General features: G+C 70.9%; 25 protein-coding genes and 3 pseudogenes. 7 read left to right on the top strand and 21 right to left on the bottom strand.

The window, feature by feature from the left end:
• Positions 1 to 59: 59 nt before the first annotated feature.
• The 4 genes from RB628_RS32215 to RB628_RS32230 form a co-directional block, all read right to left on the bottom strand.
• Entirely contained in the window at positions 60 to 881 is an 822-nt protein-coding gene (locus RB628_RS32215; protein WP_318324150.1) for an alpha/beta hydrolase, read from the bottom strand.
• A gap of 136 nt (positions 882 to 1,017) precedes the next feature.
• Positions 1,018 to 1,785: an alpha/beta hydrolase gene (locus RB628_RS32220; protein WP_318324151.1), complete on the bottom strand. Its 768-nt coding sequence runs from the start codon at positions 1,783 to 1,785 to the stop codon at positions 1,018 to 1,020.
• 93 nt (positions 1,786 to 1,878) lie between these two features.
• Positions 1,879 to 3,054, bottom strand: coding sequence for a serine hydrolase domain-containing protein (locus tag RB628_RS32225; protein ID WP_318324152.1), 1,176 nt, complete (start codon positions 3,052 to 3,054; stop codon positions 1,879 to 1,881).
• Between the two features lie 121 nt (positions 3,055 to 3,175).
• Positions 3,176 to 4,144: an acetylxylan esterase gene (locus RB628_RS32230; RefSeq protein WP_318324153.1), complete on the bottom strand. Its 969-nt coding sequence runs from the start codon at positions 4,142 to 4,144 to the stop codon at positions 3,176 to 3,178.
• A 125-nt stretch (positions 4,145 to 4,269) separates the two neighbouring features.
• Between RB628_RS32230 and RB628_RS32235 the strand changes: the two genes are divergently transcribed.
• A complete protein-coding gene (locus tag RB628_RS32235) occupies positions 4,270 to 4,455 on the top strand; it encodes a hypothetical protein (RefSeq protein ID WP_318324154.1) in 186 nt (61 codons plus the stop codon).
• Between the two features lie 305 nt (positions 4,456 to 4,760).
• On the opposite strand, the gene RB628_RS32240 is transcribed toward RB628_RS32235, so the two are convergent.
• Positions 4,761 to 5,519 (bottom strand): ferredoxin reductase, encoded by a 759-nt coding sequence (locus tag RB628_RS32240; protein ID WP_318324155.1) that lies wholly within the window; start codon positions 5,517 to 5,519, stop codon positions 4,761 to 4,763.
• Complete coding sequence (locus RB628_RS32245) at positions 5,512 to 6,117, bottom strand: sulfite oxidase-like oxidoreductase (protein WP_318324156.1); 606 nt, start codon at positions 6,115 to 6,117, stop codon at positions 5,512 to 5,514. Before RB628_RS32245 ends, RB628_RS32240 begins: the two co-directional genes overlap by 8 nt.
• A 227-nt stretch (positions 6,118 to 6,344) precedes the next feature.
• Here RB628_RS32245 and RB628_RS32250 point away from each other — a divergent pair, with 227 nt between their 5' ends.
• From RB628_RS32250 to RB628_RS32260, 3 genes are all read left to right on the top strand, one after another.
• The gene (locus tag RB628_RS32250) at positions 6,345 to 7,292 is read left to right on the top strand and encodes an NADP-dependent oxidoreductase (RefSeq protein WP_318324157.1); all 948 of its coding nucleotides are present in this window, start codon (positions 6,345 to 6,347) and stop codon (positions 7,290 to 7,292) included.
• On the top strand, positions 7,289 to 8,005 hold the full coding sequence (locus RB628_RS32255; protein ID WP_318324158.1) for a GNAT family N-acetyltransferase: 717 nt from the start codon (positions 7,289 to 7,291) through the stop codon (positions 8,003 to 8,005). Before RB628_RS32250 ends, RB628_RS32255 begins: the two co-directional genes overlap by 4 nt.
• A gap of 224 nt (positions 8,006 to 8,229) precedes the next feature.
• Positions 8,230 to 9,024: a putative protein N(5)-glutamine methyltransferase gene (locus RB628_RS32260; RefSeq protein ID WP_318324159.1), complete on the top strand. Its 795-nt coding sequence runs from the start codon at positions 8,230 to 8,232 to the stop codon at positions 9,022 to 9,024.
• A gap of 181 nt (positions 9,025 to 9,205) precedes the next feature.
• Here RB628_RS32260 and RB628_RS32265 read toward each other — a convergent pair whose 3' ends face one another.
• Positions 9,206 to 9,742, bottom strand: a complete 537-nt coding sequence (locus RB628_RS32265; protein ID WP_318324160.1) for a hypothetical protein — start codon at positions 9,740 to 9,742, stop codon at positions 9,206 to 9,208.
• A 205-nt stretch (positions 9,743 to 9,947) separates the two neighbouring features.
• Positions 9,948 to 10,040, bottom strand: a pseudogene (locus RB628_RS32270) (hydrolase); the annotation flags it as partial.
• A 442-nt stretch (positions 10,041 to 10,482) separates the two neighbouring features.
• Here RB628_RS32270 and RB628_RS32275 point away from each other — a divergent pair.
• Positions 10,483 to 11,190, top strand: a complete 708-nt coding sequence (locus RB628_RS32275) for a glycoside hydrolase family 75 protein (RefSeq protein WP_318324161.1) — start codon at positions 10,483 to 10,485, stop codon at positions 11,188 to 11,190.
• A 66-nt stretch (positions 11,191 to 11,256) separates the two neighbouring features.
• Here the strand turns inward: RB628_RS32275 and RB628_RS32280 are convergent, their stop codons facing one another.
• The 4 genes from RB628_RS32280 to RB628_RS32295 form a co-directional block, all read right to left on the bottom strand.
• Entirely contained in the window at positions 11,257 to 11,694 is a 438-nt protein-coding gene (locus tag RB628_RS32280; RefSeq protein ID WP_318324162.1) for a PTS fructose transporter subunit IIA, read from the bottom strand.
• Positions 11,687 to 12,286, bottom strand: a complete 600-nt coding sequence (gene dhaL / locus RB628_RS32285) for a dihydroxyacetone kinase subunit DhaL (protein WP_318324163.1) — start codon at positions 12,284 to 12,286, stop codon at positions 11,687 to 11,689. The genes RB628_RS32280 and dhaL overlap by 8 nt, the downstream gene beginning before the upstream one ends.
• A 116-nt stretch (positions 12,287 to 12,402) precedes the next feature.
• Positions 12,403 to 13,395 carry a dihydroxyacetone kinase subunit DhaK gene (gene dhaK / locus RB628_RS32290; RefSeq protein WP_318324164.1) on the bottom strand — a complete coding sequence of 331 codons (993 nt, stop codon included), beginning with the start codon at positions 13,393 to 13,395 and terminating at the stop codon, positions 12,403 to 12,405.
• 663 nt (positions 13,396 to 14,058) lie between these two features.
• Positions 14,059 to 14,241: a hypothetical protein gene (locus RB628_RS32295; RefSeq protein ID WP_318324165.1), complete on the bottom strand. Its 183-nt coding sequence runs from the start codon at positions 14,239 to 14,241 to the stop codon at positions 14,059 to 14,061.
• Positions 14,242 to 14,421: 180 nt separating this feature from the next.
• On the opposite strand from RB628_RS32295, the pseudogene RB628_RS32300 reads away from it, so the two are divergent.
• Positions 14,422 to 14,815 (top strand): annotated as a pseudogene (locus RB628_RS32300) (cupin domain-containing protein); the annotation flags it as partial.
• 367 nt (positions 14,816 to 15,182) lie between these two features.
• Here the strand turns inward: RB628_RS32300 and RB628_RS32305 are convergent.
• From RB628_RS32305 to iolC, 9 genes and pseudogenes are all read right to left on the bottom strand, one after another.
• Positions 15,183 to 16,051, bottom strand: a pseudogene (locus tag RB628_RS32305) (sugar phosphate isomerase/epimerase family protein).
• Positions 16,048 to 17,085, bottom strand: a complete 1,038-nt coding sequence (locus RB628_RS32310) for a Gfo/Idh/MocA family oxidoreductase (RefSeq protein WP_318324166.1) — start codon at positions 17,083 to 17,085, stop codon at positions 16,048 to 16,050. Before RB628_RS32310 ends, RB628_RS32305 begins: the two are co-directional and overlap by 4 nt.
• Before the next feature lie 66 nt (positions 17,086 to 17,151).
• Positions 17,152 to 17,289 (bottom strand): hypothetical protein, encoded by a 138-nt coding sequence (locus RB628_RS32315; RefSeq protein ID WP_318324167.1) that lies wholly within the window; start codon positions 17,287 to 17,289, stop codon positions 17,152 to 17,154.
• 9 nt (positions 17,290 to 17,298) lie between these two features.
• Positions 17,299 to 18,249, bottom strand: coding sequence for a TIM barrel protein (locus RB628_RS32320; protein WP_318324168.1), 951 nt, complete (start codon positions 18,247 to 18,249; stop codon positions 17,299 to 17,301).
• Positions 18,250 to 18,337: 88 nt separating this feature from the next.
• Entirely contained in the window at positions 18,338 to 19,834 is a 1,497-nt protein-coding gene (locus RB628_RS32325; RefSeq protein WP_318324169.1) for a CoA-acylating methylmalonate-semialdehyde dehydrogenase, read from the bottom strand.
• 67 nt (positions 19,835 to 19,901) lie between these two features.
• Positions 19,902 to 21,779, bottom strand: coding sequence for a 3D-(3,5/4)-trihydroxycyclohexane-1,2-dione acylhydrolase (decyclizing) (gene iolD, locus RB628_RS32330; RefSeq protein WP_318324170.1), 1,878 nt, complete (start codon positions 21,777 to 21,779; stop codon positions 19,902 to 19,904).
• A complete protein-coding gene (iolB, locus tag RB628_RS32335; RefSeq protein ID WP_318324171.1) occupies positions 21,776 to 22,657 on the bottom strand; it encodes a 5-deoxy-glucuronate isomerase in 882 nt (293 codons plus the stop codon). The genes iolD and iolB overlap by 4 nt, the downstream gene beginning before the upstream one ends.
• The gene (locus tag RB628_RS32340) at positions 22,654 to 23,526 is read right to left on the bottom strand and encodes an aldolase (protein ID WP_318324172.1); all 873 of its coding nucleotides are present in this window, start codon (positions 23,524 to 23,526) and stop codon (positions 22,654 to 22,656) included. Before RB628_RS32340 ends, iolB begins: the two co-directional genes overlap by 4 nt.
• Before the next feature lie 4 nt (positions 23,527 to 23,530).
• The gene (gene iolC, locus RB628_RS32345; RefSeq protein WP_318324173.1) at positions 23,531 to 24,499 is read right to left on the bottom strand and encodes a 5-dehydro-2-deoxygluconokinase; all 969 of its coding nucleotides are present in this window, start codon (positions 24,497 to 24,499) and stop codon (positions 23,531 to 23,533) included.
• 208 nt (positions 24,500 to 24,707) lie between these two features.
• Here iolC and RB628_RS32350 point away from each other — a divergent pair, with 208 nt between their 5' ends.
• On the top strand, positions 24,708 to 25,709 hold the full coding sequence (locus RB628_RS32350; protein ID WP_318324174.1) for a LacI family DNA-binding transcriptional regulator: 1,002 nt from the start codon (positions 24,708 to 24,710) through the stop codon (positions 25,707 to 25,709).
• Positions 25,710 to 26,162 lie beyond the last annotated feature (453 nt).

A 26,162-nucleotide genomic window follows, 5' to 3' on the forward strand; every position in this document is an offset into this window, starting at 1 on the left:
CCCCCCGACCGGCCACACCATACGAATCAACGACCCGCGAAGTACGGGTCTAGGCAGGGTCAGCTCTGGACGAACTCCAGCAGATCGGCGTTGAACGCCTTCTCGAAGTCACCGACCAGGCCGTGCGGGGCGCCCGGATAGACCTTCAGCGTCGAGTCCTTGACCAGCTGCGCCGTCTTCTCCGCCGAGGCGGCGATCGGCACGATCTGGTCGTCGGCGCCGTGCGCGATCAGCGTCGGTACGTCGATGCGTGCGAGGTCCTCGGTGAAGTCGGACTCCGAGAACTGCTTGACGCAGTCGTAGGCGGCCTTGAGCCCGACCTGCATGCTCCACATCCAGAACGCGCGGCGCATACCCTCGGACGGGGCCGCGTCCGGCCGGTTGAAGCCGAAGAAGGCCTCGCTGAGGTCCCAGTAGAACTGCGACCGGTCCGCCTCGACGCCCGCACGGATACCGTCGAAGGCCTCCAGGGGCGTGCCCTCGGGATTGGCGTCGGTCTTCAGCATCAGCGGCGGCACCGCGCCCAGCAGCACGACCTTGGCGACCCGCGCCGTCCCGTGCCGGCCGATGTAGCGGGTCACCTCGCCGCCGCCGGTCGAGTGCCCGACGAGGATAACGTTGTCGAGATCCAGCGACTCGATTAGTTCGGCCAGGTCGTCCGCGTACTGGTCCATGTGGTTGCCCTGCCAAGGCTGCGCGGAACGGCCGTGCCCGCGCCGGTCGTGCGCGATCGCCCGGAAGCCGTTCTCGGCGACCAGTCGCGTCTGACCGTCCCACGTGTCCGCGTTCAGCGGCCAGCCGTGGCTGAACACCACCGGCTGCCCCGTGCCCCAGTCCTTGAAGAAGATCTCGGTGCCGTCGGAGGTGGTGAACGTGCTCATGGGGTGTCCCTTTCACATGGTCGGACGAAAGCAGGCGCGCCAGGGTGGCGCACCGAAGCGGCGGGCAGGGATCAGACGAAGCGGCGGACGAACGGCAGTGCCGTGTCCGCGACCTCCTGGCAGCCGTGGTCGATGGTCAGCGCGTGACCCCGGTCCTCGATCTCGATGATCTCAGTGACGCCGGGGTTGTGCCGCTGCTTCTCGTAGGAGGCGTTGGTGATCGCCCAGGGCACGGTGTGGTTTTTCTCGCCCGAGATGATCGGCAGTGGCCCCGGTCGGGGTTCTCCGTGGCGACCTTCGCCTCGTTCCACGGGTTGAAGTTGGCCGCGGCTGCCTGGAAGAGGGGCGCGCCGGGCGTCGGCACCGCGAAGGTGTCGTACAGCTCCCTGGCCTCCTTCTCGTCGACCGCGTTGGCGAACGAGTACCGCAACTGGTCATGGGCGAGCGGCACGGCACGGTTGCGGTTGGGCGGGTCGCTCAGGACGGGCGTCGCTGCGCGCAGCGACGAGAGCGGCAGCGGTAGGACGCCGCGGAAAGGCGCCGGATCGATCGCCACGGACACGGCGGACCGGCCGCGCCCGGCGAGGATCCGCGCCAGCAGTCCGCCGAACGAGTGACCGACGATCGCCGGCTTGCGCGTGAGCGAGCCGATCAGCTCCTCCAGATGGTCGGCGATCTGCCCGACCGTCTTGCCGGCGAACACTTCGGGGTGTGCGTTGGCTTCCTCGACCGTCTCGGGGTCGTCGGGCCACGACAGGGAGACCGGCGCGAACCCGGCGTGCTCGAAGTGCGTGACCCAGCGGTCCCAGCTGCTCGCCAGCAGCCACAGGCCGTGGACGAAAACGACCGGTGTGCGATCGGTGGCGTTCGCCCGCTCGATCTGCTGTGCATCGTTCGAGGTCATGCCACGACGCTGTGCGCCCACGGCCTCCGGGGAATCTGTCAGCTGACTGCATCTGCCGCCCACCCGGTACGACTCACCGGCCGCCGGCGGTCCTTACCTGAGTCGGAGTGTGCTGTACAGGGCGCCGATCAGTGCCATCTTGCGCGGGTCGTCGGCGATATGGGGTCCCATGCGGTTCATGACATACCCCAGCGACACGCCCGCATCCGGGTCGGCCAGCCCGCACGAACCGCCGAAGCCGTCATGGCCGTACGCCCGCGGATTCGGCCCGTACGAGCCGTTGGCGCCGCTCAGCCACAGCCCGAGCCCGATCTCCGTCTCGTGGGCGAAACCCGCGCCGAGCACCAGGTCACGGCAGCTTCCCTGCCCCTCGCGCACCCGTTCGGCCGCCTCGGGGGAGAGGACGCGCTGTCCGCCGTACGAGCCCTGTCCGGCGAAGACGCCGTACAGCGCGGCGACCGCGCGTGCCGTGCCGTGGCCGTTGGCCGCAGGTATTTCGGCGGCCCGCCACTCGGGGCTGTTCGCCTCGGCGGCGCCCGCGAGGGGATTGGCCAGGGCGGCGATCGCGGCGGGCGTCAACTGGGCGAAGATCGCGGCCTGTTCACTGTTCGAGGCGACAGGAGGCTGCACCAGCTCGGCGGCCCGCCCGGCCTCCTTCTCCGGCAGCCCGATGGTGAAGTCGAGGCCCAGTGGCCCGGTCACCTCCCGCTCCAGGAAGGCGCCCGGCAACAGTCCCGACACCCGGCGCACCACCTCACCGACCAGGAAGCCGTACGTCAGCGCGTGGTAACCGGACCGCGTTCCCGGCTCCCACCAGGGCTCCGTCGCCGCCAGCCGGCGGGTCGTCAGCTCCCAGTCGTAGAGGTCGGTGAGCGAGTGCGGCACCCGCAGGCCGGACAGGCCCGACCGGTGTGACAGCAGATGCCGTACGAGCACGCCCTCCTTGCCGGCCGCCGCGAACTCCGGCCAGTACGCGGCCACCGGGGCGTCGAGGTCGAGCAGTCCCCGGTCGGCCAGGATGTGCGCGCACAGGGCCACCGGACCCTTCGACGTCGACCACACGTTGACAAGTGTGTCGCTCTCCCACGCGCGCGTGCGCCCCGCGTCGGCCCAGCCGCCCCACAGGTCGACCACCGTCTCGCCCCCGACCGTTACGGTCACCGCGGCGCCCAGCTCCCCGCGGTCGCGGAAGTTCTCCTCGAACGCCGTACGCACCGCCGAGAAGCGCGTGTCGCAGTCACCGTGAACGTGTGGCACGTGCTCGGACATGGGCCCTCCGTGGTCCGCCGGAACACCGGGCCACGACGCTGTGACCCGGCACCGCTGAACATACCGACTGGTCGGATCGCGCGGAAGGCATCGGAATCGACCAGTTCTGCCTCCAGGCATGTCAGGCGTACGAGCGCAGCCAGTTCACCTTCGTCGCCTCCTGGAACGGGCCGCCGCCCTCGTGGTCGTTGAAGTCGTAGACCTCGACCTTCTTGTCCTCGTGCGCCCAGGCGTTGAAGGCCGCGAAGACCGTGGACGGCGGGCAGGTCTGGTCCTCCAGGGCCGCCGAGAAGAGCGCCGGAGCCCGGCCGCGTGCCGCGAAGTGCACGCCGTCGAAGTAGGCAAGCGTGTTCAGCACGTCGGCGGTGCGGCCCCGGTGGGTCTTGAGGTAGCTGCCGATCTCACGGTAGGGATGGCGGTCCGTGAGGGTCGCCGCGCGCGGGAAGTCGCACAGGAACGGCACGTCGGGGGCGATCGCGACCAGGTCCGGGACCAGTCCGCCGACGGCGATCGTGATCCCGCCGCCCTGGCTGGACCCGAGGGCCACCGTGCGCGACGGGTCGACCAGCGGATGCGAACGGGCGGCCTCCACCGCGCGCACCGCGTCCGTGTACACCCGCCGGTAGTAGTAGTTCTCGGGGGCGTCGATGCCACGGGTCATGAATCCGGGGTACGAGGGTGCGTTGCCCACCGGGTCCGCCGTCCCGCCACCGCCGCCCCAGGCGCTGCCCTGGCCGCGGGTGTCCATGGCGAAGTGGGCGCGGCCGGTCGACGCCCACAGCAGGTTCTCGTGCGGCAAACCGCGCCCGCCGCCGTACCCGATGAACTCCACGACGACCGGCAGCGGCTCCGAGGCACCGGCGGGCAGCCGCAGCCAGCCCTTCACCGGATGGCCGCCGAATCCGGCGAACGTCACGTCGTACACGTCGACCGTGGTCAGACCTGTCTCCACCTGTTCGAAACGGGCGTCGAGGCCGTACTCGCGGGCCTCCTGGAGGGTCTTGGACCAGAAGGCGTCGAAGTCCTCGGGCTCGGCGGACGCACTGCGGTACTCGTGGAGTTCGTCGAGGGGGAGGTCGAACTGGGCCATGTAGAACCGCCTTTGTGGGGTGACAGCAAGCGATTGCGGATGATCACACCGTACGTGGGAGGGCCGACGACCCGCCAGGCCCCTCGAAGCCCGGACGAGGCTCGCGCCCCCCTGTGACCCCGCCCATGCCGACTGCTGCGGAACTGCTGGTCGGGGACGCCGAACCGCTTGTCGTGGACGGCGCGCGCGAGATCCCCGGCGGGTGGATGGCCGCCGGCGGCGTGCGGGTCACCGCCGTGGTCACCGCCGGGACCGAGCCCGAGGCCGGACGACCGTGCCGGCGGCCGGGACACTCATCACCCCGGGCCTGATCAAGCCGCACCACCACATCCACCGGAACCTCACGCGCTCCCACGCGCCCGCGCCTCGTCGTACGCCCACCGGGCCGTGAGCGCCCCGACCAGGGGCGCGCCGACGCACAGCACCAGCGGCGAGGAGCAGCGTCCACGCCTCCACGACATCCGGCCGGCGACGCGGCGGACCACGCCGCCGGCCGTACACCCGCGGTCCCCTTCGGGCGCCACCCGCCCGGCGTCGCGCGCGACACCGGCCGAACGGGAGCCGCGTACGAGGGCCCGCGCCCTCGTGGGCCCGGTACACCACCGCGGCCGTGTCCTCAGCCGAAGCGTTCGATCCGGATCCGGTCCACGGGCTGGCCCGCCGCCACCAGCAGCCGCGAGGCGTGCTCGGCGAAGGCGTTGGTCCCGCACACGTATGCCTCCCAGCCGCCACGCGGCTGCTCGTCGGCCAGCAGCCGCGCCACATGGGAGGCCGCCAGTCGTCCGACCGGGACACCCTCGGGCGCCCGGCGGGTGAAGACGCGAGTGGTCTCGGCCCCGTACTCCCGCGCGTAGATCAGCTCCTCGGGGCCGCGCGCCGACACCAGCAGCCGCAGCGGCACGGACAGTTCCCGCGTCCGGTGGTGCCGGATCATCGACATCAGCGGTACGACTCCGGAGCCGGCGCCGATCAGCAGCGCGGGACGGTCGCCCGGCCAGGCGAAGAATCCGCTGAGCGGGCCGCGCACCTCCACCTCGTCGCCGGGCTTGGCCACCGTGTGGAACCAGCCGGAGACCTCGCCGTCCTCGACATGGTCCAGGGTCAGTTCGATGTGTCCGGCGTCGTCCGGGGGCGAGGCGATCGAGTAGTGGCGCTGGGCCGTGTAGCCGTCGTCGGCGGTCAGCCGCAGCATCAGGTGCTGGCCGGGCAGATGACCCGCCCAGCCAGGCGCCGCGAACCGGAAGGTGGACGCCTGGGGTGTCTCCCGGCGGATCTCGGTGAGCGTGGCCGTCTGCCAGAGGGCCGCCGCCCGATTGCTCACGGCGATCCGGCCGGGCACCGCGAACGCGGACGAGGGGACAAAGGTCTCAGTCACCGGAGTACCTCTGTTCCTCCCACGGGTTCCCGCGCGCGTGATAGCCGTTCTGCTCCCAGAACCCCGGCTCGTCGTGATCGAGGAGACGCAGACCCGCGATCCACTTGGCGCTCTTCCAGAAGTACAGATGAGGCACCAGCAGCCGGGCCGGGCCACCGTGCTCGGCGGGCAGCGGCCGGCCCTCGTACTCCCAGGCGATCCACGCCCGGCCGCCGGTCAGGTCGGCGAGCGGGAGGTTGGTGGTGTACCCGGTGTGGGAGTAGGCGACGGCGTGGGTCGCGGACGCGCCGGGCCGCACCGCGTCGAGGAACGCGTCCAGGGACACGCCCCCGAAGCGCACCCCGAACTTGGACCAGCTCGTCACACAGTGGATGTCACCCTCGTACGCCGACGCGGGCAGCGCGTGGGCCTCGGCCCAGTCCCAGGTGCGCGGCTCGGCCACCAGGCCGTCGATCCGGAAGGACCAGTCCGGGGGCGCCAGATCGGGGGTGACCTCGGCGGACAGGACGGGCCAGTCGTCGCCCGCGTCGTACTGGCCGGGCGGCAACCCGGCGTTCTGGACGCGCGGGCGCCCGGTGAAGCCTCGGGTGACGTTCATCAGGGTGCGTGCCTCACGGTCAGGCCTGGTCAGTGCGTACGCGTACCACCGTACGGGGTCGCCGCGAAGGCCCCGGACCCCGGGCCCGCGGTGATCGTTGCGGTCGCATGCACCTTCTGAAGTCTCCGCGCCGGGAATAGCGTTCCCGTGACCGGGCTTGCCGTTGAGTGCCGGCTCTGGTGATCCGCACCGGTCGATCCGGCGCGAGCGAAGGAGAGTGGGAGCAGATGCCCAAGGCGTACGTCTTCACACGGTTCGGCGGTCCGGAGACCGAGGCGTTCGCCGACGTGGACCGGCCGCGCCCCGGTCCCGGACAACTGCTGGTGGCGGTGCGCGCGGCCGGTGTGAATCCCGTCGACTGGAAGCAGCGAACCGGCTACGCCCGCGCGGGCGGCTCGGCACGCGAGCTGCCAGCCGTCTTCGGCAACGAGGTCGCCGGGATCGTCGAGGAGGTAGGCGAGGGCGTCACCGGCTTCGCCGTGGGGGACGCGGTCTTCGGCAACCCGGCCGCCGGCGGTTACGCCGAGTACGCGCTGCTGCCCGTCACGGTGGCCGCGCCCAAACCGGCCGGCCTGTCCTTCACGGACGCGGCGGCCCTGCCCGTCGCGGCGGCCACCGCCTACGACGGCCTCCACCAGCTCGCCCTGCCCGAGGGCGCGACCCTGCTGGTCACCGGCGCGGGCGGCGGGGTCGGCTCCGCGATCCTCCAGATCGCCCGGGCCCGGGGGCTGCGCGTGGTCGGGGCGGCCGGCGACGGCAAGAAGGACTTCGTCGAGTCACTGGGCGCGGTGCACGTCCCGTCCGGCCCCGACCTGGCGGCACGGGTGCGGGCGACGGCCCCGGAGGGCATGGACGGCGTCTACGACCTCGTCGGCGGCGAGGTGCTCGCCGAGGCCGCGACCCTGCTGACCGACCGCACGAAGCTGATCACGGCGGGTGCGCCCGCGGACGTCGCGGAGCGGCTCGGCGGTGCCCGGGTCGCCCGCGCCCGCAACGCCGCCGTCCTGGAAGCGGTCGCGGACCTCGTCGTACGCGGCGACCTGAACCCGCATGTGACCCGCACCTTCCCCCTCGACCGGGCCGACGAGGCCCTGCGTACGGTCGAGGAGGGCCACGCGCGCGGCAAGACGGTCATCGTGGTCGAGGCGGCGGCCGACACCGGGGCCGGCGCATGAGCACGCCACACCCCCTCGACCACCCCGCGCTCGCCGCCCTCACCGGCCCGCACGCCCACTTCGCCGAATGGCGCGGCCGGATCGTGCGCTACCCCGTCGACGTGACGCCCTGGCTGGCCCTGCCCGCCGAACCGGACGACCGCGACTGGGCGGACCTCGCCGCACTCGCCGGTCCCGGGGCCGATGTGCCGCTGCTCGGTTTCCAGGGGCGAGTGCCGGACGGCTGGGACATCATGTTCCGCCTGGAGGGCGCGCAGTTCGTGGACGACGGACTGGACGCCGCCCCGGACCCGGAGGCCGTACCGCTCGGACCGGCGGACGTGCCCGAGATCCTCGACCTGGTCGCCCGCACCAGACCCGGCCCCTTCCTGCCCCGCACCATCGAACTCGGCCCCTACCTCGGGATCCGCCGGGGCGGCGCGCTCGTCGCGATGGCGGGGGAGCGGCTGCACCCACCGGGCTGGACCGAGATCAGCGCGGTCTGCACCGACCCCGCCGCCCGCGGCGATGGCCTAGCCACCCGGCTGATCCTCGCCGTCGCCCACGGCATCCGCACCCGCGGCGAGACCCCGTTCCTGCACACCGCCGCCGACAACACCGACGCCATCCGGCTGTACGAGTCCCTGGGCTTCCGGCTGCGCCGCACCACTGTGTTCATGGGCGCCCGGGTACCCGAACACCTCGGTGACGGGCGGGAGTTGGCGGTGTCATAACAGGGATGTCGCACAGTGCGACTTGGGGTGGGGGGGGAGGGCGTGGGCCCAACTGTTCGGGTAATGTGCCGTCCGGCTGCGGACCACCCCAGCCATACGTCACCTGGGAGGTGAGACCCATTACCGCTGTGTCAGGTCGGGTGCTCTCACCTCAAGGCAGCGCGGGCCGCCTCCGCTAGGCCACCGCGAGAGCGCCCTTCGGCTTCCGAAAGGCTCTCTGCTTCATGCCCTCCAGTTCTCCATCGCCCCACTCCTCTCCGGCCTCCGTCGCCGCCACCCTGCGCACGGCCGGCTGTGTCTTCGCCGAGGACGAGGCACGACTGCTGCTCTCCGCCGCCCGCGGCCCGGAGGAGCTGGCCGCCATGGTCGCCCGCCGCACCTCGGGCCTCCCCCTCGAACACGTCCTGGGCTGGGCCGAGTTCACCGGTCTGCGCATCGCCGTCGAGCCGGGCGTCTTCGTCCCGCGCAGACGCACCGAGTTCCTGGTCGCCGAGGCCCTCGCCCAGGCCCCGGACGCGTCCGTCGTGGTGGACCTGTGCTGCGGCTCGGGCGCGGTCGGCGCCGCGCTGGCCGCCGTACTCACCGGAGTCGAACTGCACGCCGCCGACATCGACCCCGTGGCCGTGCGCTGCGCCCGCCGCAATGTCGCCGGGTACGACGGCCACGCCCACGAGGGCGACCTGTTCGACGCCCTGCCCGCCGACCTGCGCGGCCGGGTGGGCATCCTCGCCGCCAACGTGCCCTACGTCCCCACCCAGGAGGTCGGCCTGCTGCCTCCGGAAGCGCGCGATCACGAACCCCTGGCCGCCCTGGACGGCGGCGGCGACGGCCTCGACGTGCTGCGCCGGGTCGCCGCGGGGGCACGCCATTGGCTGGCCCGCGGCGGCTGCGTCCTTGTGGAGACGAGTGAACGCCAGGCACCGTCGGCGATCGAGACCTTCGAGGCCGGCGGCCTGTCCACGCGGCTCGCGGTGTCCGAGGAGCTGTACGCGAACGTGGTGATCGGCGTCCGGAGCTGAGCGCTCCGGCCGGAGTTCCGGTGCGCCATCTGCGGGTCCGTCGTAGCTGGTCTCGCCCGCGCGGCGGAGCCGCAGATCGACACGGCCGTGCCCTTCGGCGGCGCTGCAGAGCCGCTCGGGTCCGGTGGCGTCCGCGCGAGGGGGCTCGTGCGGACGCCACCGGCCGTGGGGAGGGCGCCGCTCAGAGGCGGTAGGGCTTCGAACGCCTGCGCAGTACCCAGGCCGCGGCCACGGCCCCGCACAGGACCAGGGCGCCGCCCGCCGCGAAGGTGACGGTGCCGTAGTCCCTCGCGGCGCCGCCGAGACCGCCCATGACACCCCGGGTGGGGGAGGCCGTGGCGGAGATGGTGGGCGTCGAGGCGGTGCTGACGATGACCGCCTGGGAACCGGCGGTGTCGCCGTTCGCGCACCGCACGGTAACCGTGTACGTGCCGGTGCCGACGTTGGACCAGACGGCGGACTGGCTGGCGCTCGTCCCCGAGAGCGTGACCACACGCCCGTCGGCGAAGGACCGCTGGCTGCTGTTGAGGAGCGAGGCGCTGCCGTAGCCGCTGCCGCTGCTGGTGGGGCACGCGCTGGTGGTCACCGAGACCGTGGACCCGCTGGTGCTCACGGAGATCCCGGCCGCCGAAGCCGTCTGGGCGGTCAGGGCGAGCGGAAGCACGGCGGCGGCTGCCACGGTCAGGCCGGAACGGAGGAGGAGTGGAACGGTTCGCATGTGGACTGCCCTCCGGCGGCACGGTTGGCGGTACGTCCCATGCGCCGCCGAGGGTCGGGGATCGCCCGTGCTGCCTCGGGGCCAGCCAACGTGCCCCCGCCCGGGTCCGCACCCGGACGGCCACCGCACAGGTGACGGATTCGTTCGTACGGCGGACCGCCGATGCGCTTCGAGGTGATCCGGGGCGCAGTGCCACGGCGTCGTTCTATGGCGCCGTCACCGCCGTCCGCTCCGCCGAGAAGCCGCCCCACGTCCCGTCCGGCAGCCGCGCCCTGATCCGTACCCTGTTCCCGTCCCCGGTCCCGCTCCAGGCGCAGGAGGCGGTGAGCAGCAGGGCCCCGCAGACGGACGTGGCGTACCGGGCGACGTGTCGCACTGCCGCACCCTTCTCCGCCCTCCCGCACGGTATTGGTCCGGACCAATATGGACCCGGTGTGGTGTGTGCATCAAGAGGGGCGCAATTGCTCCGTGCCCGCCGTGATTACGTATGCTGAGTCCATCAAGGCTGAACCGGCCCTGTTGTCAGGGCAGTTCATGTCAGTGGCGCGGAACCGCTGTCGTCGCAGGAATCGCGCCGGGGCGGGTGGCCGGGCGGCCGGAGCCGACACGGGCTCAGGCGCCCGGCCCCTGTCGGGAGTTCGGGGCATGCACCGTACGGCCCCCTAAAGGTGGACGCGTGGTCGGACCGGTACCAGATTGGGCCGAGTGTCCGTCAGATCCCCCAGGAGAGGGCCCCTATCGTGCGTGTCCAGACGCTGACGCTCGCCGCGGCCGGCGCCGCCCTGCTCGCCCCGACCACGCTGCCCGCCGCCGTCCACTCGAACGAACCGGTGCGGTACGAGGGCAACGTGCGGGCCGCCGACCTGCTGGCCAAGGTGCGTGACTGCGCGCCCGTGTCCAACGGCCACTACCGCAGCGACGCCGGAACCCCCGCGGACATCCCCGTATGCGGCACTGAGGACGTCGTCTTCTGGAAGGCCGACATGGACATCGACTGCGACGGCCAGGCCGGCCCGCGCTGCAACGGGCGCACCGACCCCTACTTCGCCGACACCACTGCCTACCAGCAGTCCGACGGCCGCCAACTGGACGCCGAACGACTGCCGTTCATCGTCGTACCGGTTGCCAGCAGTATCTGGAACTACCGCGACCACGGCATCCGGGGCGGCTCGGTCGCCGCCGTCATCTACGAGAACCGCGTGCAGTACGCGGTCGTCGGCGACACCGGCCCGCACGACATCATCGGTGAGGCGTCCTACGCCACCGCCGACGCGCTGGGCATCGACCCCGACCCGCACGGCGGCGGGACCGCCTCCGGCGTCACGTACATCGTCTTCAAGGACTCCAAGGTGTCGCCCATCGAGGACCATGCGGCGGCGGTGGAGACGGGGGAGCGGCTGGCGAGGCAGTTCGTGGGCCAGGGCATCGAGGGCATCGCCGAGAGCTGACCCGTTCCGGAGGAGGGGCGGCGGACCGGTCCGTGAACCGCTCTCCGCCGCTCCCTCCCCGCGCTTTCACACCTTGCGGTACGTGTACGCCTCCGTGGCCGCCGCCTCCACCGCCGCGAGGTCTGCTCCCGTCGACGCGGTGACGACCGCCGCCACCGCTCCCTCGACGAACGGGGCGTCCACCAGGCGGGTGCCGTCCGGGAGTTCGTCGCCCTCCGCCAGGAGTGCCTTCACCGTGAGGACCGCGCTGCCCAGGTCCATCAGGATGGCGACCCCGGCACCCCGGTCCACGGAACGGGCCGCCGCGGTGATCAGTTCGGCGCTCGTGCCGAGCCCGCCGGACCCGGTGCCGCCCGCCGCGGCGACGGGAACGGTCGCGCCGCCGCCGACGAGCCCCCGGGCCAGGTCCGCCACCGAGGACGCCACCGCCGCGCTGTGCGACACCAGCACGACCCCGACCAGCTTCCCGCCCTTCTCGCCGCCCGGGCCGGCCCCGTCACTCACCGGCGGTCTCCGCGAGAGTCGCGATCAGCAGCGCCGCCGAGGTGGCGCCCGGATCCTGGTGACCGATACTGCGCTCGCCGAGGTAACTCGCTCTGCCCTTGCGGGCCTGCAGGGGCACGGTCGCGAGGGCGCCCTGTGCGGCGGCCGTGCGCGCGGCGGCGAAAGAGTCGGAGAGGGCGACCACGGCGGGAACGAGAGCGTCGATCATGGTTTTGTCGCCGGGCGTCGCACCGCCGAGCGCCATCACCGCGTCCACCCCGGTGCGCAGCGCGTCCGTGAACTGCTCCGCGCTCACCTCGGCCGCCTCACCGAGCGCCTTGCCGGTTCGGCGCAGCAGCGTTCCGTACAGCGGCCCCGAGGCACCGCCGACGGTCGAGATGAGCTGGCGTCCGGCGAGGGTGAGGACGGCGCCGGGCGTGTCCGGCGCGTCCTTCTCCACGACGGCGGCCACGGCGTTGAAGCCGCGCCGCAGATTGCTGCCGTGGTCGGCGTCGCCGATCGGCGAGTCGAGGGCGGTGAGCCGCTCCGCCTCGCGGCCGACGGTGACGGCCGTCGCCGCCATCCAGCGGCGGAAGAAGTCGGCGTCGAGCACAGGATCTCCTTGCGTGGTAGCTACGTTGGTCGCTGTCGCACCGGGCTGACGGTCCGTCGGCGCGGGTCGTGACCGCAACGCCCGGGTCACAGACTGCCATTCGCCGCCTGCCACGCTCACATGCCCCAGCGCAGACCCGCCGTCCGCACCGGCGCGTCCCACAGCCGCAGCAACTTTTCGTCGATCTCGCACAGGGTCACGGACGCGCCGGCCATGTCGAGCGACGTGACGTAGTTGCCGACGAGGGTGCGGGCCACGGCGACCCCGCGCCCGGCCAGCACCCGCTGCACCTCGGCGTTGAATCCGTACAGCTCCAGCAGTGGCGTCGCGCCCATCCCGTTGACCAGGACCAGCACGGGATTGCGCGGGTTCAGATCCTCCAGCACGGCTTCCACCGCGAAGTCGGCGATCTCGCCCGAGGTCATCATCGACCGCCGCTCCCGGCCCGGTTCGCCGTGGATGCCGACGCCCAACTCCAGCTCACCCGGCGGCAGATCGAAGGTGGGGCTGCCCTTGGCCGGGGTGGTGCAGGCGCCGAGTGCGACGCCGAAACTGCGGGACCTGTCGTTGACCTGCTGGGCGACGGAGCGCACCTGTTCCAGGGGACGCCCCTCGTCCGCGGCCGCACCCGCGATCTTCTCCACGAACAGGGTGCCGCCCGTACCGCGCCGCCCGGCCGTGTAGAGGCTGTCGGTGACGGCGACATCGTCGTTGACGAGGACCTTCGCGACCTGGATGCCCTCGTCCTCGGCGAGTTCGGCCGCCATGTCGAAGTTGAGGACGTCGCCGGTGTAGTTCTTCACGACGAACAGGACGCCCGCCCCGCTGTCCACGGCAGCCGCGGCCCGCACCATCTGGTCGGGCACGGGAGACGTGAACACCTCACCCGGGCAGGCCGCCGAGAGCATCCCCGGCCCCACGAACCCTCCGTGCAGCGGCTCGTGCCCCGAACCGCCGCCGGAGACGAGGGCCACTTTTCCGGAAACGGGGGCGTCCCGCCGTACGATCACCCGGTTCTCCACGTCGACGGCCAGTTCGGGATGTGCCGCCGCCATGCCCCGCAGCGCGTCGGCGACCACGGTCTCCGGAACGTTGATGAGCATTTTCACGGGTACCTCCTGGTGAGATTGCCAGATGAGCCTCTGGCCTATGTTCTAGCAGGTCAGGACTAGGGTTGTTCAGTTGTCGATCTTGGCGCTTCGTGACGGTCGCAAGGGGCTCCGGCGGTACTGATGCTGACTCAACGCTGACTTTGATGGCGATTCGTCGGATATGGATGACGTGCAGTTGGGTGGCTCTGGAAACCGCTCTCGAAAGTATCGACGCTGAGTGAACGGGGGTCACGTGTGCGGACGATGACGGGAGTGTGAGGGTTGCACGGCCATGGGTTTCCCTGAGGCGCCGCTGGGGCGCCAGGTCGGCCTGTTGCTCGCGGCGTTCTGCTGATGACGGCGTTCGGGTGTCCCTCGGGCCCTCGGGGCCGGCGAAGGGCATGGCGTGGCGCGTGGCGGCGGGTCGAGTGGGCAGCCCGACGTCGTAAGGTGCGCGGCCGTCGCGCGTGATCGACGGGCGAAGGCCCAGGAGTGAGCGATCGGCTGGTCGCTGGGGGCGGGTCCGTCCTGCCGACCGAAAGACGACGAGGTCGCAGAATGGCGGCGCGGCGTCGACCCCGCGAAGCGGCACGGACTGAAACGGTGCGAACCGTACGGCCAGGTTCGGGCTCCGGCGTGGGCCGCGAGGGCGGCGCCCACGGCATCGACTTCTCAACCGAGTCAAAGGTCGTACACGTGGCGCTCGGTGACGTCCACACTCCGCTCCTTCAGCGACATCGGGGCCTCGACCTTCTGACGCGGTGCGTAGATCCCGGCAGCGGCAGCGCGGCCTGTCGCCGCGGCGACGCGCTCGGCGGCCTCAGGGGCGTACGCGGCGTCGAAGGTCGTGACGTGGCCGATCACGACGGAGTGTGTACCTGCGGCATGTTGTAGGCGTCGCCGGGCGCATGGCAGATCTGGTGGTGCATTCCGGAACCCGCCCGAGGCGAACGCGACCGCGGAGAGGTAGGCACCGTGCGGCGGGGGTGCCGGCCGGTGCATCGGAGAGTGGCTCTGAGGCACAAGGAAACGCCGTGGTCGCACGCCCTGATGCAGGGGCCGCCCGAGGGCCGCGTACGCGTCGTGGCCGCCGACGCCGTGCCACCGCTGCGGACCGGAGAACGGGGCAGCGAGGCCCCGCTCATGCTGACGACCTCGCCCGGCCCCTGTCGAGGTCTGGCGCCGGCACCCGGAACCTGACGAGGAATACCCCCAGAACCCCAGCCACCCCCACCAGGCTGGAGTCGTGGAAACCGTCAGTGTCACCTCCGGCCGGATGCCCCTGATCGTCGACGGCACCGAACACGCCCTGGAGGCCGGACAGACCGCCACGTTCGACGGCGACGCCCCTCACACCTACCGCGGCTCCGGTACCGAAACCTACAGCCTGATCATGACGGTGACGGTCCACCTGCCGCCCGGCCCCGCATGCGCAACAGGACCGCGAGGCGCGGGCCGAAGTCCTGCTGTGCCGTCGCCTCAGTGGCAGCAGAACTGCCTCGTCACGGGAGGTCGCCGACGGCGACCCGGGTAACGGGGCGTAGACGCAGCGGCGCCCCGTCCGGCCGTACCTCCGCTGTATGCCCGCCTGGATCAGGCCAGGGATGGTCGGCTGCCGATGCGGAGATCTACTCCGAGACAGAGAGCCGGATCCGGCGCGGAAGGCACCGCCTTTTTCGGGAGACGGGGATGGACGGGAATCCGCCCGCGTTGCTCTCGGCGCCGGTCAGGCCGAGCGATGTGATGACCTCCAGGTCGTCGTTCAGAGGCTGGTCGTGCAGACCGCCGTGCGGAGATGCCGGGCTTCACGCGGCGAGTTCCTTGCGGATGCGGTCGAGCATGAACGCCGAGGATTCCCGGGCGCGTTCCTCCCAGGCGAAGACGCACGCGGTGGCGACGCCGTCGAAGTCCAGCTCGCGCAGGGTGCCGAAGAAGGCGTTCCAGTCGACCTCGCCCTGGCCGATGTCCAGGTGCTGGTGGATACGGGCCGTGGTCCCGGGCGGGTTGAGGATGTAGCGCAGGCCGCTGGAGCCCTTGTGGTTGAAGGAGTCCGCGATGTGTACGTGCTGCAGTTTGTCGCCCGCGTAGCGCATCATCGCCGCGATGTCCGCGCCGACTTCCGAGGCCCCGGAGAGGTGGAAGGAGTGCGGCGCGCAGTAGAGGTAGTTCACCCAGGGCTTGTTGACGGCGCGGACCAGGTCGACGGCCGGGGTGTTCTCCTCGCAGAAGTCGTCCGGGTGCGCCTCCAGGTTGAGCGCGATGCCCTCCCGCTCGAAGATTGGCAGCAGCTCCTCCAGGGAGCGCCAGAAGGCAGCCTCGCTCTGGGCGGCGTGCTCCGGGCGGCCGTTGAACTCCGAGTTCATCAGCGGGCATTCGAGGTCGGAGGTGATCTCGATCATCCGCTTCCAGTAGCGGACGGCGGCCTGCCGCTCGGTCTCGTCGGGCGAGGACCACTTGTAGAGCGGGAGTACGGAGGACAGCTTCACGCCGTGCGCACGCAGGGAGTTCTTGAGCTCCGCCACCCGCTCGTCGTCCGCCCTGGGGTGCAGGAGAACGGCATGAAGTCCTCGCGTGGCGACAACTCGATGTGTTCGTAGCCGAGTCCGGCGACCGTGCGCACCATCTCGTCGATGGGCAGGGCGCGGAACATGTACGGGTCGAGGGCGATCTTCACGCGACACCTCCGGCGGCGGCCCTGCCCGCGTAGAAGGCGGGCCGGGGCGTCATGTCAACGGTCACGACCTGGCTGTCCGACTCCAAAGATTGGACGGCCGCGTCGGTGATGACGGTGGCCGCGTAGCCGTCCCAGGCAGACGGTCCGGTCGGCTCCTCGCCGGCCGCGATGCCCGCGATCCACTCGCGGAACTCGGTGTCGAAGGCGTCCGTGAAGCGGTCCTTCCAGTCCTGCAGCACCGCTGTACCGCTCACCCCCGCGGTGCGCACGGCGACCGCGGCCGGGTCGGGCAGCCGGACCAGGCCCGTCTCGCCGACTGTCTCGCACTGGATGTCGTATCCGTACTGGCAGTTGACGAAGACCTCCAGGTCGATACGGATCCCGTTCGCGGTCTCGAAGAGCATGATCTGCGGGTCCGTCAGATGCGGGAAGCGGTTGGTCGTGGCACGCGGCTTCAGCACCTGCGCGGAGACGATCTCGTCGTCGAGGAGCCAGCGCAGTACGTCGATCTCGTGGACCGCCGTGTCCTGTGCGGCCATCTGGGAGGTGTACGACTTAGGGACGGTCGGGTTGCGGTGCGCGCAGTGCACGATCAGCGGGGCGCCGATACTGCCGGAGGCCAGCACTTCCTTCATCTGGCGGTAGCCCGCGTCGTAGCGGCGCATGAAGCCGACCTGGACCAGGCGGCGGCCGTGCGCGTGCTCGGCCTCGACGATGCGGAGACAGTCCTCGGCCGTGGTGGCCAGGGGCTTCTCGCAGAACACCGGCTTTCCGGCGGAGATCGCGTTCAGTACGTGCTCGGCATGGGTGGGACCCCAGGATGTGACGAGTACCGCGTCGACATCGTCAGCCGCGATCAGCTCGACGCCGTCCGCGAGTACCCGGGCGCCGACGCGGGTCGCCGCCTCCTCGGCGCGCGCGGCGTCGATGTCGGTGACGGCGGTGACCTTGGCTCCGGTGACGGTGTCGGTGAGCCGGCGGATGTGTTCCTGGCCGATCCAGCCGGCGCCGATGACCCCTACACGCACAGTCATTTGGTTTTCCTTTCTGCAGCTCCCGCGCCATCGCTGACCCGGGAGCGTGGGGACACGGGTGAGCGTTCAGGAGCAGCGGGTACCGAGTTCCGTTTCGAGGTTGATCGTGATGAGTCGCAGCCGCCGCGAGACCGCCGGAGGCGCGTCGTCGATCGGCGTGGACGGAGCGGTGCCTGGCTGTGTCGCGACGTCCCTGACGTCCATGGCCGCCTCCTACCGGTGGTTGTGGGGGCGTCGAGTCCCGGAGAGGCCGCAGCCGGCCAGGTGCTCACGCGTCCGTACGGCGATGGGGAGCGGCACGTCGGGAGCGCACGGGTACAGGTCCTGCTCGACGATCACGAACAACTCAGCTTTCAGCTTGGCGAGTTCGGCCACCACGTCGGCCGGGTTCGGCACGCCGGCCGGAGGCGACACGCACACCCCGCGCTTGACGGCCTCGCCGAACGAAAGGTCCTCGGCGGCGACTTGGGCCAGGACCTCCGGGTCCATCTGCTTGATGTGGACGTAGCCGACGCGCTCGCCGAAGCGGCGGATCAGGTCGAGGTTGTCCCCGCCGCCGTAGGCGACGTGCCCGGTGTCCAGACAGAGATTGGTGTAGCGGGAGTCGGACTCGTCGAGCAGCCGCTCGATCTCCGGCTGCGTCTGGATGTGGCTGTCGGCGTGAGGGTGGAGGACGAGCCGTACGTCGTACTCGTCGAGCAGCAGCTTGCCGAGCCGGTCGGCGGACCGTCCGAACCCCGCCCACTGGACGGCGGTCAGTTCGGGGGACTCGGTGAACGCACCGGTCTTCTCGTCCCGGTACATGGGCGGGATCAGGACGAGATGGTGGGCGCCCGCGGCGGCGGTCAGCTCGGCGACCTGCCGGACATGCGCGAGCATCTCGTCCCAGGCCTCAGGGCGGTGCAGCGCGCCGAAGGCGGTGCCGCCGGAGACCTTCAGGCCGCGCACGGCCAACTCCTCGGCCAGTACGGACGGTTCGGTGGGGAGATAGCCGTACGGTCCGAGTTCCAGCCACTCGTAGCCGGCCTGCGCCAGTTCGTCGAGGAAGCGGGTGTACGGGACCTGGTGCTCGTCCTCGGGGAACCAGATGCCCCAGGAGTCGGGTGCCGAGCCCAGACACAGGTTGCCGGCGACGGTGCGGAGTGGGGATGGCGCCATTGCCATGGTCAAATCCTTCGAAGACGGGGGACGGAGATGGCCCTTGCCGGCGGAGTTCTGCTGCGCGGGGAGCTGTTGCTGCCTTTGCCGGGGTTCAGCTGGAGGTCGGGAAGTCGAAGCCCACGGCGACCTGCTGCTTCGGCTGCGGCCAGCGCGTCGTCACGACCTTGGGGCGGGTGTAGAAGCGGATGCCCTCGGGGCCGTGGACCGGGGAGTCGCCGATGAGCGAGTCCTTCCAGCCGCCGAAGGAGTAGTACGACATCGGCACGGGCACCGGCACGTTCACGCCGATCATGCCGACCTTGACGTTGCGCTGGAAGCGACGTGCCGCCTCGCCGCTCGCGGTGAACAGGGCGGTGCCGTTGCCGTAGGGGTTGGCGTTGATGAGGTCGATCGCCTCGTCGAGGGTGTCGACGCGGACGACGGCGAGGACCGGGCCGAACAGCTCTTCCTTGTAGGCGTCCATCTCGGCCGTGACGTGGTCGAGCAGGGACGGGCCGGTGAAGAACCCGTCCTCGAACCCGTCGATCTTCAGCCCGCGTCCGTCCACGATGACGGCGGCGCCCTGCGTGGCGGCGGTGCCGACGGCGTTCTCCACGCGCTCCTGGGAGGCCTTGGTGACCAGTGGCCCCATCTCGGTGCCGGGCACGTCGCCGGGTCCGACCTTCACCTCGCGGGCCTTGTGCTCCAGGGCCGCGACCAGTCCGTCGGCGGCGGTGCCGACCGCCACGGCGACCGACACCGCCATGCAACGCTCACCGGCCGAGCCGTACGCGCCCGCCGTGATGTGGTTGGCGGCGAACTCCAGGTCGGCGTCCGGGAGTACGACGGCGTGGTTCTTGGCACCGCCGAGCGCCTGGACACGCTTTCCGTGTGAAGTGGCCGTCTCGTGCACGTACTTGGCGATGGGCGTCGATCCGACGAAGGAGATCGCTTCGATGCCGGGGTGAGTGAGGATCGCGTCGACCGCCTCCTTACCACCGTGCACGACATTGAAGACGCCGTCGGGCAGCCCGGCGCGCCGGTACAGCTCGGCGACGAAGTTCGCGGCGGACGGGTCGCGCTCGCTCGGCTTCAGGATGAACGTGTTGCCGGTCGCGATGGCCATGGGGTGCATCCAAAGCGGCACCATCGCCGGGAAGTTGAAAGGCGTGATGCCCGCGACGACCCCCAGCGGCTGCCGGAAGTTGTGCACGTCCACGCCGCGCGACACCTGGTCGGAGAAACTGCCCTTCAGCACGTCGCCGAGGCCGCACACGAACTCCACGACCTCACGGCCGCGCGTGATCTCGCCGCGCGCGTCGTCGACCGTCTTGCCGTGCTCGGCCGAGATGATCCGGCCCAGCTCCTCCTCGTGCTCCACGAGGAGCTGACGGAAGGCGAACATCACCTGGGTGCGCCGGCTGAGGGACGACTCGGACCAGGTCTCGAAGGCGGTGGACGCGGCGGCGACGGCGGCGTCCACGTCGGTCGCCGAGGCGAGCGCGACCCGGGCCTGCTCCTGGCCGGTGGCCGGATTGAACACCGGCGCGGTGCGCTCGGCGTCGCCCCGGGCGGGGCTGCCGTTGATCCAGTGGTCGATGGTCTTCACGTGAGTGTTTCCTTTGCGGCGGGGCTTCTCGGGGCTTCACGGGGCTGCGGCAGGGGAGGGCCGTGGGTTACAGGTAGTGGCGTTGGTCCTGCTTGTGGGCGGTGTACGTCTCGTATGCTGCGCGCGTGGAGTCGAGTGCGGAGACCTCACCGACCGGCACGTCCCACCAGGCGTGTCCGGGCGGGTTGGGCCCGTACAGGTCGGTTTCGACATGCACGACGGTGGTGCGGTCCGCGGCCTTCGCCTTCTCCATCGCCGTACGGAACCCGTCGACGGTGGTGGCACGCAGGACGTCCGCGCCCAGCGACGAGGCGTTGGCAGCGAGGTCGACGGGCAGAACGTCGCCGTCGAGCAGTCCTGAATCACCGTCCCGGTAGCGGTACCTGGTGCCGAAGCGCTGCGAGCCGAGCGATTCCGACAGCGCGCCGATGGACGCGAAGCCGTGGTTCTGGACGAGGACGATGATGACCTTGAGACCTTCGGAGACCATGGTCACGATCTCCTGAGCCATCATCAGATACGAGCCGTCGCCCACGAGGACGACGACCTCGCGCGACGGATCGGCCATCTTCGCGCCGACGCCCGCCGCGACCTCGTAGCCCATGCAGGAGTACGCGTACTCGACGTGGTAAGCCTTCGGATCCCGCGCCCGCCAGAGTTGTTGCAGGTCACCGGGCATGGAACCGGCGGCGTTGATCACCACGTCGCGGTCGCCCAGCACGGAGTTGAGGGCGCCGAGGATCTCGGTCTGCGCGGGGAGCGGTCCGTGCCCGCGCTGGAAACACTCCTCCTCGATCTCCCTGGTACGGGCGATGAGCCCGCGGGTGCGGCGGCGGTATGTCTCATCCACTTCCCAGTCCGCCAGCGCGCCCGCGAGTGCCACGATGCCGAGCCGGGCGTCGGCGACGAGAGGCTCGGCCGAGTGTTTGACGGCGTCCAGCCGGGCCACGTTGAGGTTGACGAACGTGACGTCCGGGTTGGCGAAGACGGTGTGGCTGGCGGTGGTGAAGTCGGAGTAGCGGGTGCCGATGCCGAGGACGACATCCGCCTCCTTCGCCAGCTCGTTCGCCGCGTACGAGCCCGTGGATCCGATGCCGCCCACCGCGTACGGGTGATCCCACGCCACCGCGCCCTTCCCGGCGTGCGTGTCCGCGACCGGGATTCCGGTGGCCTCGGCGAAGGCCCGCAACTGGGTCTCGGCGCCGGAGTAGACGGTCCCGCCGCCGGCGACGACCAGCGGCTTCCTGGCGCTCCTCAGCAGGCGCGCGGCCCGCTCGACAGCGGCCGGCTCCGGCACCGGGCGGCCGATGCGCCACACCCGGTGCCGGAAGAACTCGACCGGCCAGTCGAAGGCTTCCGCCTGCACGTCCTGCGGCAGGGAGAGCGTGACGGCGCCGGTCTCGACCGGGTCGGTCAGCACCCGCATCGCCGCCAGCGCGGCCGGGATCAGCTGCTCGGGCCGGGAGACGCGGTCGAAGTACTTGGACACGGCCCGGAAGGCGTCGTTGACGGTGACGTCCCCGCCCCGGGTGTCCTCCAACTGCTGGAGCACCGGGTCGGCGGCACGGGTCGCGAACATGTCGCTGGGCAGCAGGAGGACCGGCAGCCGGTTGGTGGTGGCGAGGGCCGCCCCGGTGATCATGTTGGTCGAGCCGGGCCCGGTGGACGCCGTGCAGGCGAAGGCGGCGAGCCGGTCGCGCATCTTCGCGTACGCCACCGCCGCATGCACCATGCCCTGCTCGTTGCGGGCCAGGTAGTACGGCAGATCGGCCTCTTGGGTGACGGCCGCCTGCAACAGGGCCTGCCCGATGCCCGCGACATTGCCGTGCCCGAAGATGCCCCAGGCGCCCGGGATCAGCCGCTGCTCCTGCCCGTCGCGCTCGCTGTACTGGTTCGCCAGGAAGCGGACCAGGGCCTGGGCGGTGGTGAGTCGTACGGTGTTCATCGCTCCTCGTCCCCTCCGAAGGGAAGCCGGGCGTCGACGTCCTGGGAGTCCCAGGACGTGCGCACCCACCCGTGTGCCGGGTCGTCGCAGATCAGCCAGGCGCGATCCGGACCCGGGCCCGCCATGACGTTCAGGTAGTAGAGGTCGTAGCCGGGCGCGGCGACCGACGGTCCGTGCCAGCCGTGCGGGATCAGCACCGTGTCGCCGGAACGGACCTCGGCGAGCACGTCGATCGGGCGGTCCTCGGTGCCGTACACCCGCTGGTAGCCGAAGGCCTGCTCACCGCCGTCGACCTCGAAGTAATAGATCTCCTCGAGCTCCGACTCCGCTCCCGGCCGTGCCTCGTCGTGCTTGTGGGGCGGGTACGACGACCAGTTGCCGCCGGGCGTGAGCACCTCGCAGACGAGCAGCTGCTCGGCCGCGAACGTGCCGGGCAGGCAGTAGTTGTTGACCTGTCGGGAGCAGGCCCCGGCGCCGCGCAGCTCGACGGGGACGCCCTCCTTGGGGCCGTACCGGGCGGAGAGTGAGCTCCGCCCGGTACGGGCTGAGGGCAGCGTGAACGTCCCACCGTCCGCACTGCTGATCAGGGCTTCCGACTCGCGGGGGAGGTACGCGAAGTCGGTGGTCGAGGCGAACACGCCTGTCCGCCCGGCGAGTTCGAAGGTCATGCCGTCCGTGGTGACGGCGCAGGAGCCCGTCAGCGGCAGGACCAGGAACTCGGAGTCCCGGGTGGACAGGGCGTGCGCCTCGCCCGGCTTCAGGGTCAGGATCCTGAGGCCGGAGTATCCCCAGCCCGCCGACTCGGGCGTGACCAGGAGGTCGTAGGGTCCGTCGGCCGAAGTCCCCTTCGGCAGGTGGTACTTGTGCGTGTCGCTCACAGCAGGCTCACCGCCTTGTCCACTGCCCCGGCGACATCGCCGTTGGACGGGTAGAGCAGCGAGCGGCCCACGACCAGACCCTGCGCGGTGGGCAGCCTGAGCGCCTTGCCCCAGGACGCGAACGCGGTGGCGGCGTCCTTCACCTCGCCGCCCAGGAGCAGCGCGGGCAGCGTCGAGGCAGACAGGACACGCTCCATGTCTTCCACGACCGGCAGCTTCAGCCAGGTGTAAGCGGTGCGCCGGCCCAGCCCCGAGGCGATGGTGACCGACCTGACGACGGCGTCGGCGGAGAGGTCGTTGCGGACCGTCCCGTCCTGCCAGTAGCTGAGGAACGGCTCGACCATGGCGATGAGTTGACGGTCGTTCAGCTCGTTGACGGCACGTGCGGTGTTCTCCAGCACGGATGGCGTCGCCGGGTCGCCGAGCGCGATACGGGTGAGCATCTTGCCGCCGTCGAAGCCCATCGCGGCGATAGTCTGCGCGTCGTACCCGGTGAACCGGTCGTCGATCTCGAACACGGAACCAGCGAGCCCGGCCCGGTTCATCGAGCCGAAGACGCTCTTCCCGTCGAGCACACCGAGCAGCAGCAGGTCTTCCAGGATGTCGGCGGTGGCCAGCACACCGGTCACACCGGGCCGCTCCAGGGCGACACACAGGCGCTCAAGCAGCTCGAAGCGATCAGCCATGGCGTTCGGGTCGCCGCCCACACCGTTGGCACCGCGCGCCGGATGGTCCGCAGCGATGATCATCGCTCTGCCGTGCTCGCCGAGCGGCGAGGTGGCCTTCACCCGGCGCGCGGCTGCCGTCGCGACGGCGCCGGGGTCGCCCACCCGGGCCGCCACGATCCGGTTCACGTTGTCGGACAGCACGTCGTCACGCCTTTCGTTCGTTGGGGGCGAGGGCTGCCTCGCGGAGCTTGGCCTCGACCTCTGTCTCGGTCGGCATGGCGTCGGAGCAGGACAGGCGGCCCGCGACGATGGCGCCGGCGGCGTTGGCGAAGGCGACCGTGCGGCGGGTGTCCCAGCCGGACAGCAGACCGTGACAGAGCGCGCCGCCGAAGGCGTCCCCGGCGCCGAGGCCGTTTACCACGTTCACCGGGACCGGCGGTATCTCGGCGGCCGAGCCGTCACGGCCCATCGCCAGGACACCCTTCGGCCCCTGCTTCACCACCGCCAGCTCGACACCGGCGGCGAGCAGCGCCTTCGCGGCGGCGTACGGCTCCCGCTCCCCGGTCGCAACCTCGCACTCGTCGAGGTTGCCGACCGCGACGGTCGTGTGGCGCAGGGCCTCCGTGTAGTAGGCGCGTGCCTTGGACGACTCCGGCCAGAACATCGGCCGCCAGTCCAGATCGAAGACCGTCGGCCCGGTCTTCGCCCGGTGCGCCAGCGCGGCGAGGGTGGCCGAGCGGCTCGGCTCCTCGCTCAGCCCGGTCCCGGTCACCCAGAAGACCCGCGCCTCCCGCACCGCGTCCAGGTCCAGCTCGCCGGGACCGATGTCCAGGTCCGGGGCCTTCGGCAGCCGGTAGAAGTACAGCGGGAAGTCGTCCGGCGGGAAGATCTCGCAGAACGTCACCGGCGTCGGCGCGATGTCCGACGTACCGACGAAACGGGCGTCGACGCCGTAGCCGGTCAGGGCCGTGCGCACGAACTCGCCGAACGGGTCCCGGCCCGTCTTCGTGATCACAGCCGCCGAGTGGCCGTAACGGGCGGCGGCGACAGCTACGTTGGTCGGGCTGCCGCCCAGGTACTTGCCGAAAGACGTGACCTCCGCCAGCCCCACACCCGTCTGGAGCGGATACACATCCACCCCCACGCGCCCCATGGTCAGCAATTCGAACGGCATCACGCTGGTTTCCCTTCGTGCCAGAGACGGGAGCTCTCGCGAGAATTGCTATCGCGCTCTACTAGCGCGCTCTAGTCTGTGTACGATGACGTCTGCCCAAATGTCATGTCAATACCTTGTTGCTGAGAGTTTTCGAGAGGGCCCGTACGGCGGGCTGCTTCGGAGGGTGGGTTCACAGGTGGATGCGTCGGGAAAACAGCGGCCCACCATGGCGGACGTCGCCGCAAGAGCGGGGGTGTCCCGGGCGCTCGTCTCGATCATCTTCCGCAGTCAGCCAGGAGCCAGCGAAGAGACCCGGGAACGGGTGCTGCGGGTCGCCGACGAGATCGGCTACCGTCCCGACAGCGCGGCCCGGCTGTTGGCCCGCGGACGCAGCCGCACGCTCGGTGTGATGTTCACCGTGCACCAGACCTTCCACACGGACCTCATCCAGGGGATCTACCCCGAGGCCGAACGCCTCGGCTACGACGTCCTGCTCTCCGCGGCCACCCAGGGCCGTAGCGAGGCGAAGGCGACAGAGGCGTTGCTCAGCCACCGCTGCGAGGCGCTGATCCTGCTTGGTCCCGACGGCAAGGCCGCGTATCTCGACGAACTCGGACACCGGGCAGTGACTGTCTCGGTCAGTCGGCGGGTGTCCGGCGCCCGCGTGGACTTCGTGCACAGTGCCGAGGGCAAGGGGGTATGGCAGGCCATGGAACATCTCGTCGAACTGGGGCACCGCCGGATCGTCCACATCGACGGCGGCCGGGGACCGGGTTCGGCCGAGCGGCGGCGTGCCTACCGGGCCGCGATGCGACGGCACGGGCTGGAGTCCGAGGCGCGGGTGATTCCCGGTGAGCACACGGAGGAGTCGGGCATCGAGACGGGCCGCCTGTTCCTGGCAGAGCGTGATCGGGGCCAGGCCCTGCCGACGGCGGTCCTCGCGGGCAACGACCGTTGTGCGTGGGGCCTGCTGATGGCCTTGACGCAGGCAGGTGTTGACGTCCCGCGCGATGTGTCCGTTGTCGGGTACGACGACAGCCACCTCTCCCATCTGATGCCGATCGGCCTGACCACCGTCCGTCAGGACGCGGCCCTCATGGCGGAGCACGCCGTGCGGTTCGCCGTGGAGCGGCTGGAGAACCCGGAGCTGGGGCCCCAGGAGGCCGTACTTGACCCGAAGCTGGTGGTACGCGGCACCAGCGGTACGGCACCGGTGACGTCGGCCTGAGGCATCGGCGACGGAGGGCAGCGGGAAGGCGGAGGGCGGCGGGAAGGCGCAGGACCTCCGACGTCACACGCCGACCGCGCCCTCGTCCACCGGGAAGGAACACCGTTCGGCGAAGTCGACTCTGCCCTGTCCAGATGCCGAGGTAACGGTCGACACGGACCATGATGTCCTCGGTCCGGCGATGGGCGGCCCACCTCGCAGATCGGGACGGCCACCACGGCATGTCCCCCCAGCAGTCGGGGCTTGTGGCCCTTGCCGTGCTGGGGGCACCGACCGCACGCCGATCGAGAACCTACCCTTGGGTGATGTAGGTGAGAGGCCGGGACAACCTGCATCGGGTGCGTGTACCTGTGCGTTCGCCGTAGTGAGGACGCCCTTTCGGGATATGCCGTTACAGGGCCTGGAGGTCCTCGGCCTCGGGGAGCTTTTCGACGTCGACGCCGCGTACCTGGG

This window comes from Streptomyces sp. ADMS, from assembly GCF_033441795.1.
Lineage (GTDB): Bacteria > Actinomycetota > Actinomycetes > Streptomycetales > Streptomycetaceae > Streptomyces.

Excerpts from the sequence above, each read along its gene's own strand:
- RB628_RS32320 (WP_318324168.1), bottom strand. The coding sequence starts at position 18,249 with ATGGCAATGGCGCCATCCCCACTCCGCACCGTCGCCGGCAACCTGTGT.
- RB628_RS32265 (WP_318324160.1), bottom strand. The coding sequence starts at position 9,742 with ATGCGAACCGTTCCACTCCTCCTCCGTTCCGGCCTGACCGTGGCAGCC.
- RB628_RS32310 (WP_318324166.1), bottom strand. The coding sequence starts at position 17,085 with ATGACTGTGCGTGTAGGGGTCATCGGCGCCGGCTGGATCGGCCAGGAA.
- RB628_RS32245 (WP_318324156.1), bottom strand. The coding sequence starts at position 6,117 with ATGAACGTCACCCGAGGCTTCACCGGGCGCCCGCGCGTCCAGAACGCC.
- RB628_RS32350 (WP_318324174.1), top strand. The coding sequence starts at position 24,708 with ATGGCGGACGTCGCCGCAAGAGCGGGGGTGTCCCGGGCGCTCGTCTCG.
- RB628_RS32215 (WP_318324150.1), bottom strand. The coding sequence starts at position 881 with ATGAGCACGTTCACCACCTCCGACGGCACCGAGATCTTCTTCAAGGAC.
- RB628_RS32260 (WP_318324159.1), top strand. The coding sequence starts at position 8,230 with ATGCCCTCCAGTTCTCCATCGCCCCACTCCTCTCCGGCCTCCGTCGCC.
- RB628_RS32235 (WP_318324154.1), top strand. The coding sequence starts at position 4,270 with ATGCCGACTGCTGCGGAACTGCTGGTCGGGGACGCCGAACCGCTTGTC.
- RB628_RS32315 (WP_318324167.1), bottom strand. The coding sequence starts at position 17,289 with ATGGACGTCAGGGACGTCGCGACACAGCCAGGCACCGCTCCGTCCACG.
- iolD (WP_318324170.1), bottom strand. The coding sequence starts at position 21,779 with ATGAACACCGTACGACTCACCACCGCCCAGGCCCTGGTCCGCTTCCTG.
- RB628_RS32255 (WP_318324158.1), top strand. The coding sequence starts at position 7,289 with ATGAGCACGCCACACCCCCTCGACCACCCCGCGCTCGCCGCCCTCACC.
- RB628_RS32250 (WP_318324157.1), top strand. The coding sequence starts at position 6,345 with ATGCCCAAGGCGTACGTCTTCACACGGTTCGGCGGTCCGGAGACCGAG.
- RB628_RS32225 (WP_318324152.1), bottom strand. The coding sequence starts at position 3,054 with ATGTCCGAGCACGTGCCACACGTTCACGGTGACTGCGACACGCGCTTC.
- RB628_RS32230 (WP_318324153.1), bottom strand. The coding sequence starts at position 4,144 with ATGGCCCAGTTCGACCTCCCCCTCGACGAACTCCACGAGTACCGCAGT.
- RB628_RS32220 (WP_318324151.1), bottom strand. The coding sequence starts at position 1,785 with ATGACCTCGAACGATGCACAGCAGATCGAGCGGGCGAACGCCACCGAT.
- iolC (WP_318324173.1), bottom strand. The coding sequence starts at position 24,499 with ATGCCGTTCGAATTGCTGACCATGGGGCGCGTGGGGGTGGATGTGTAT.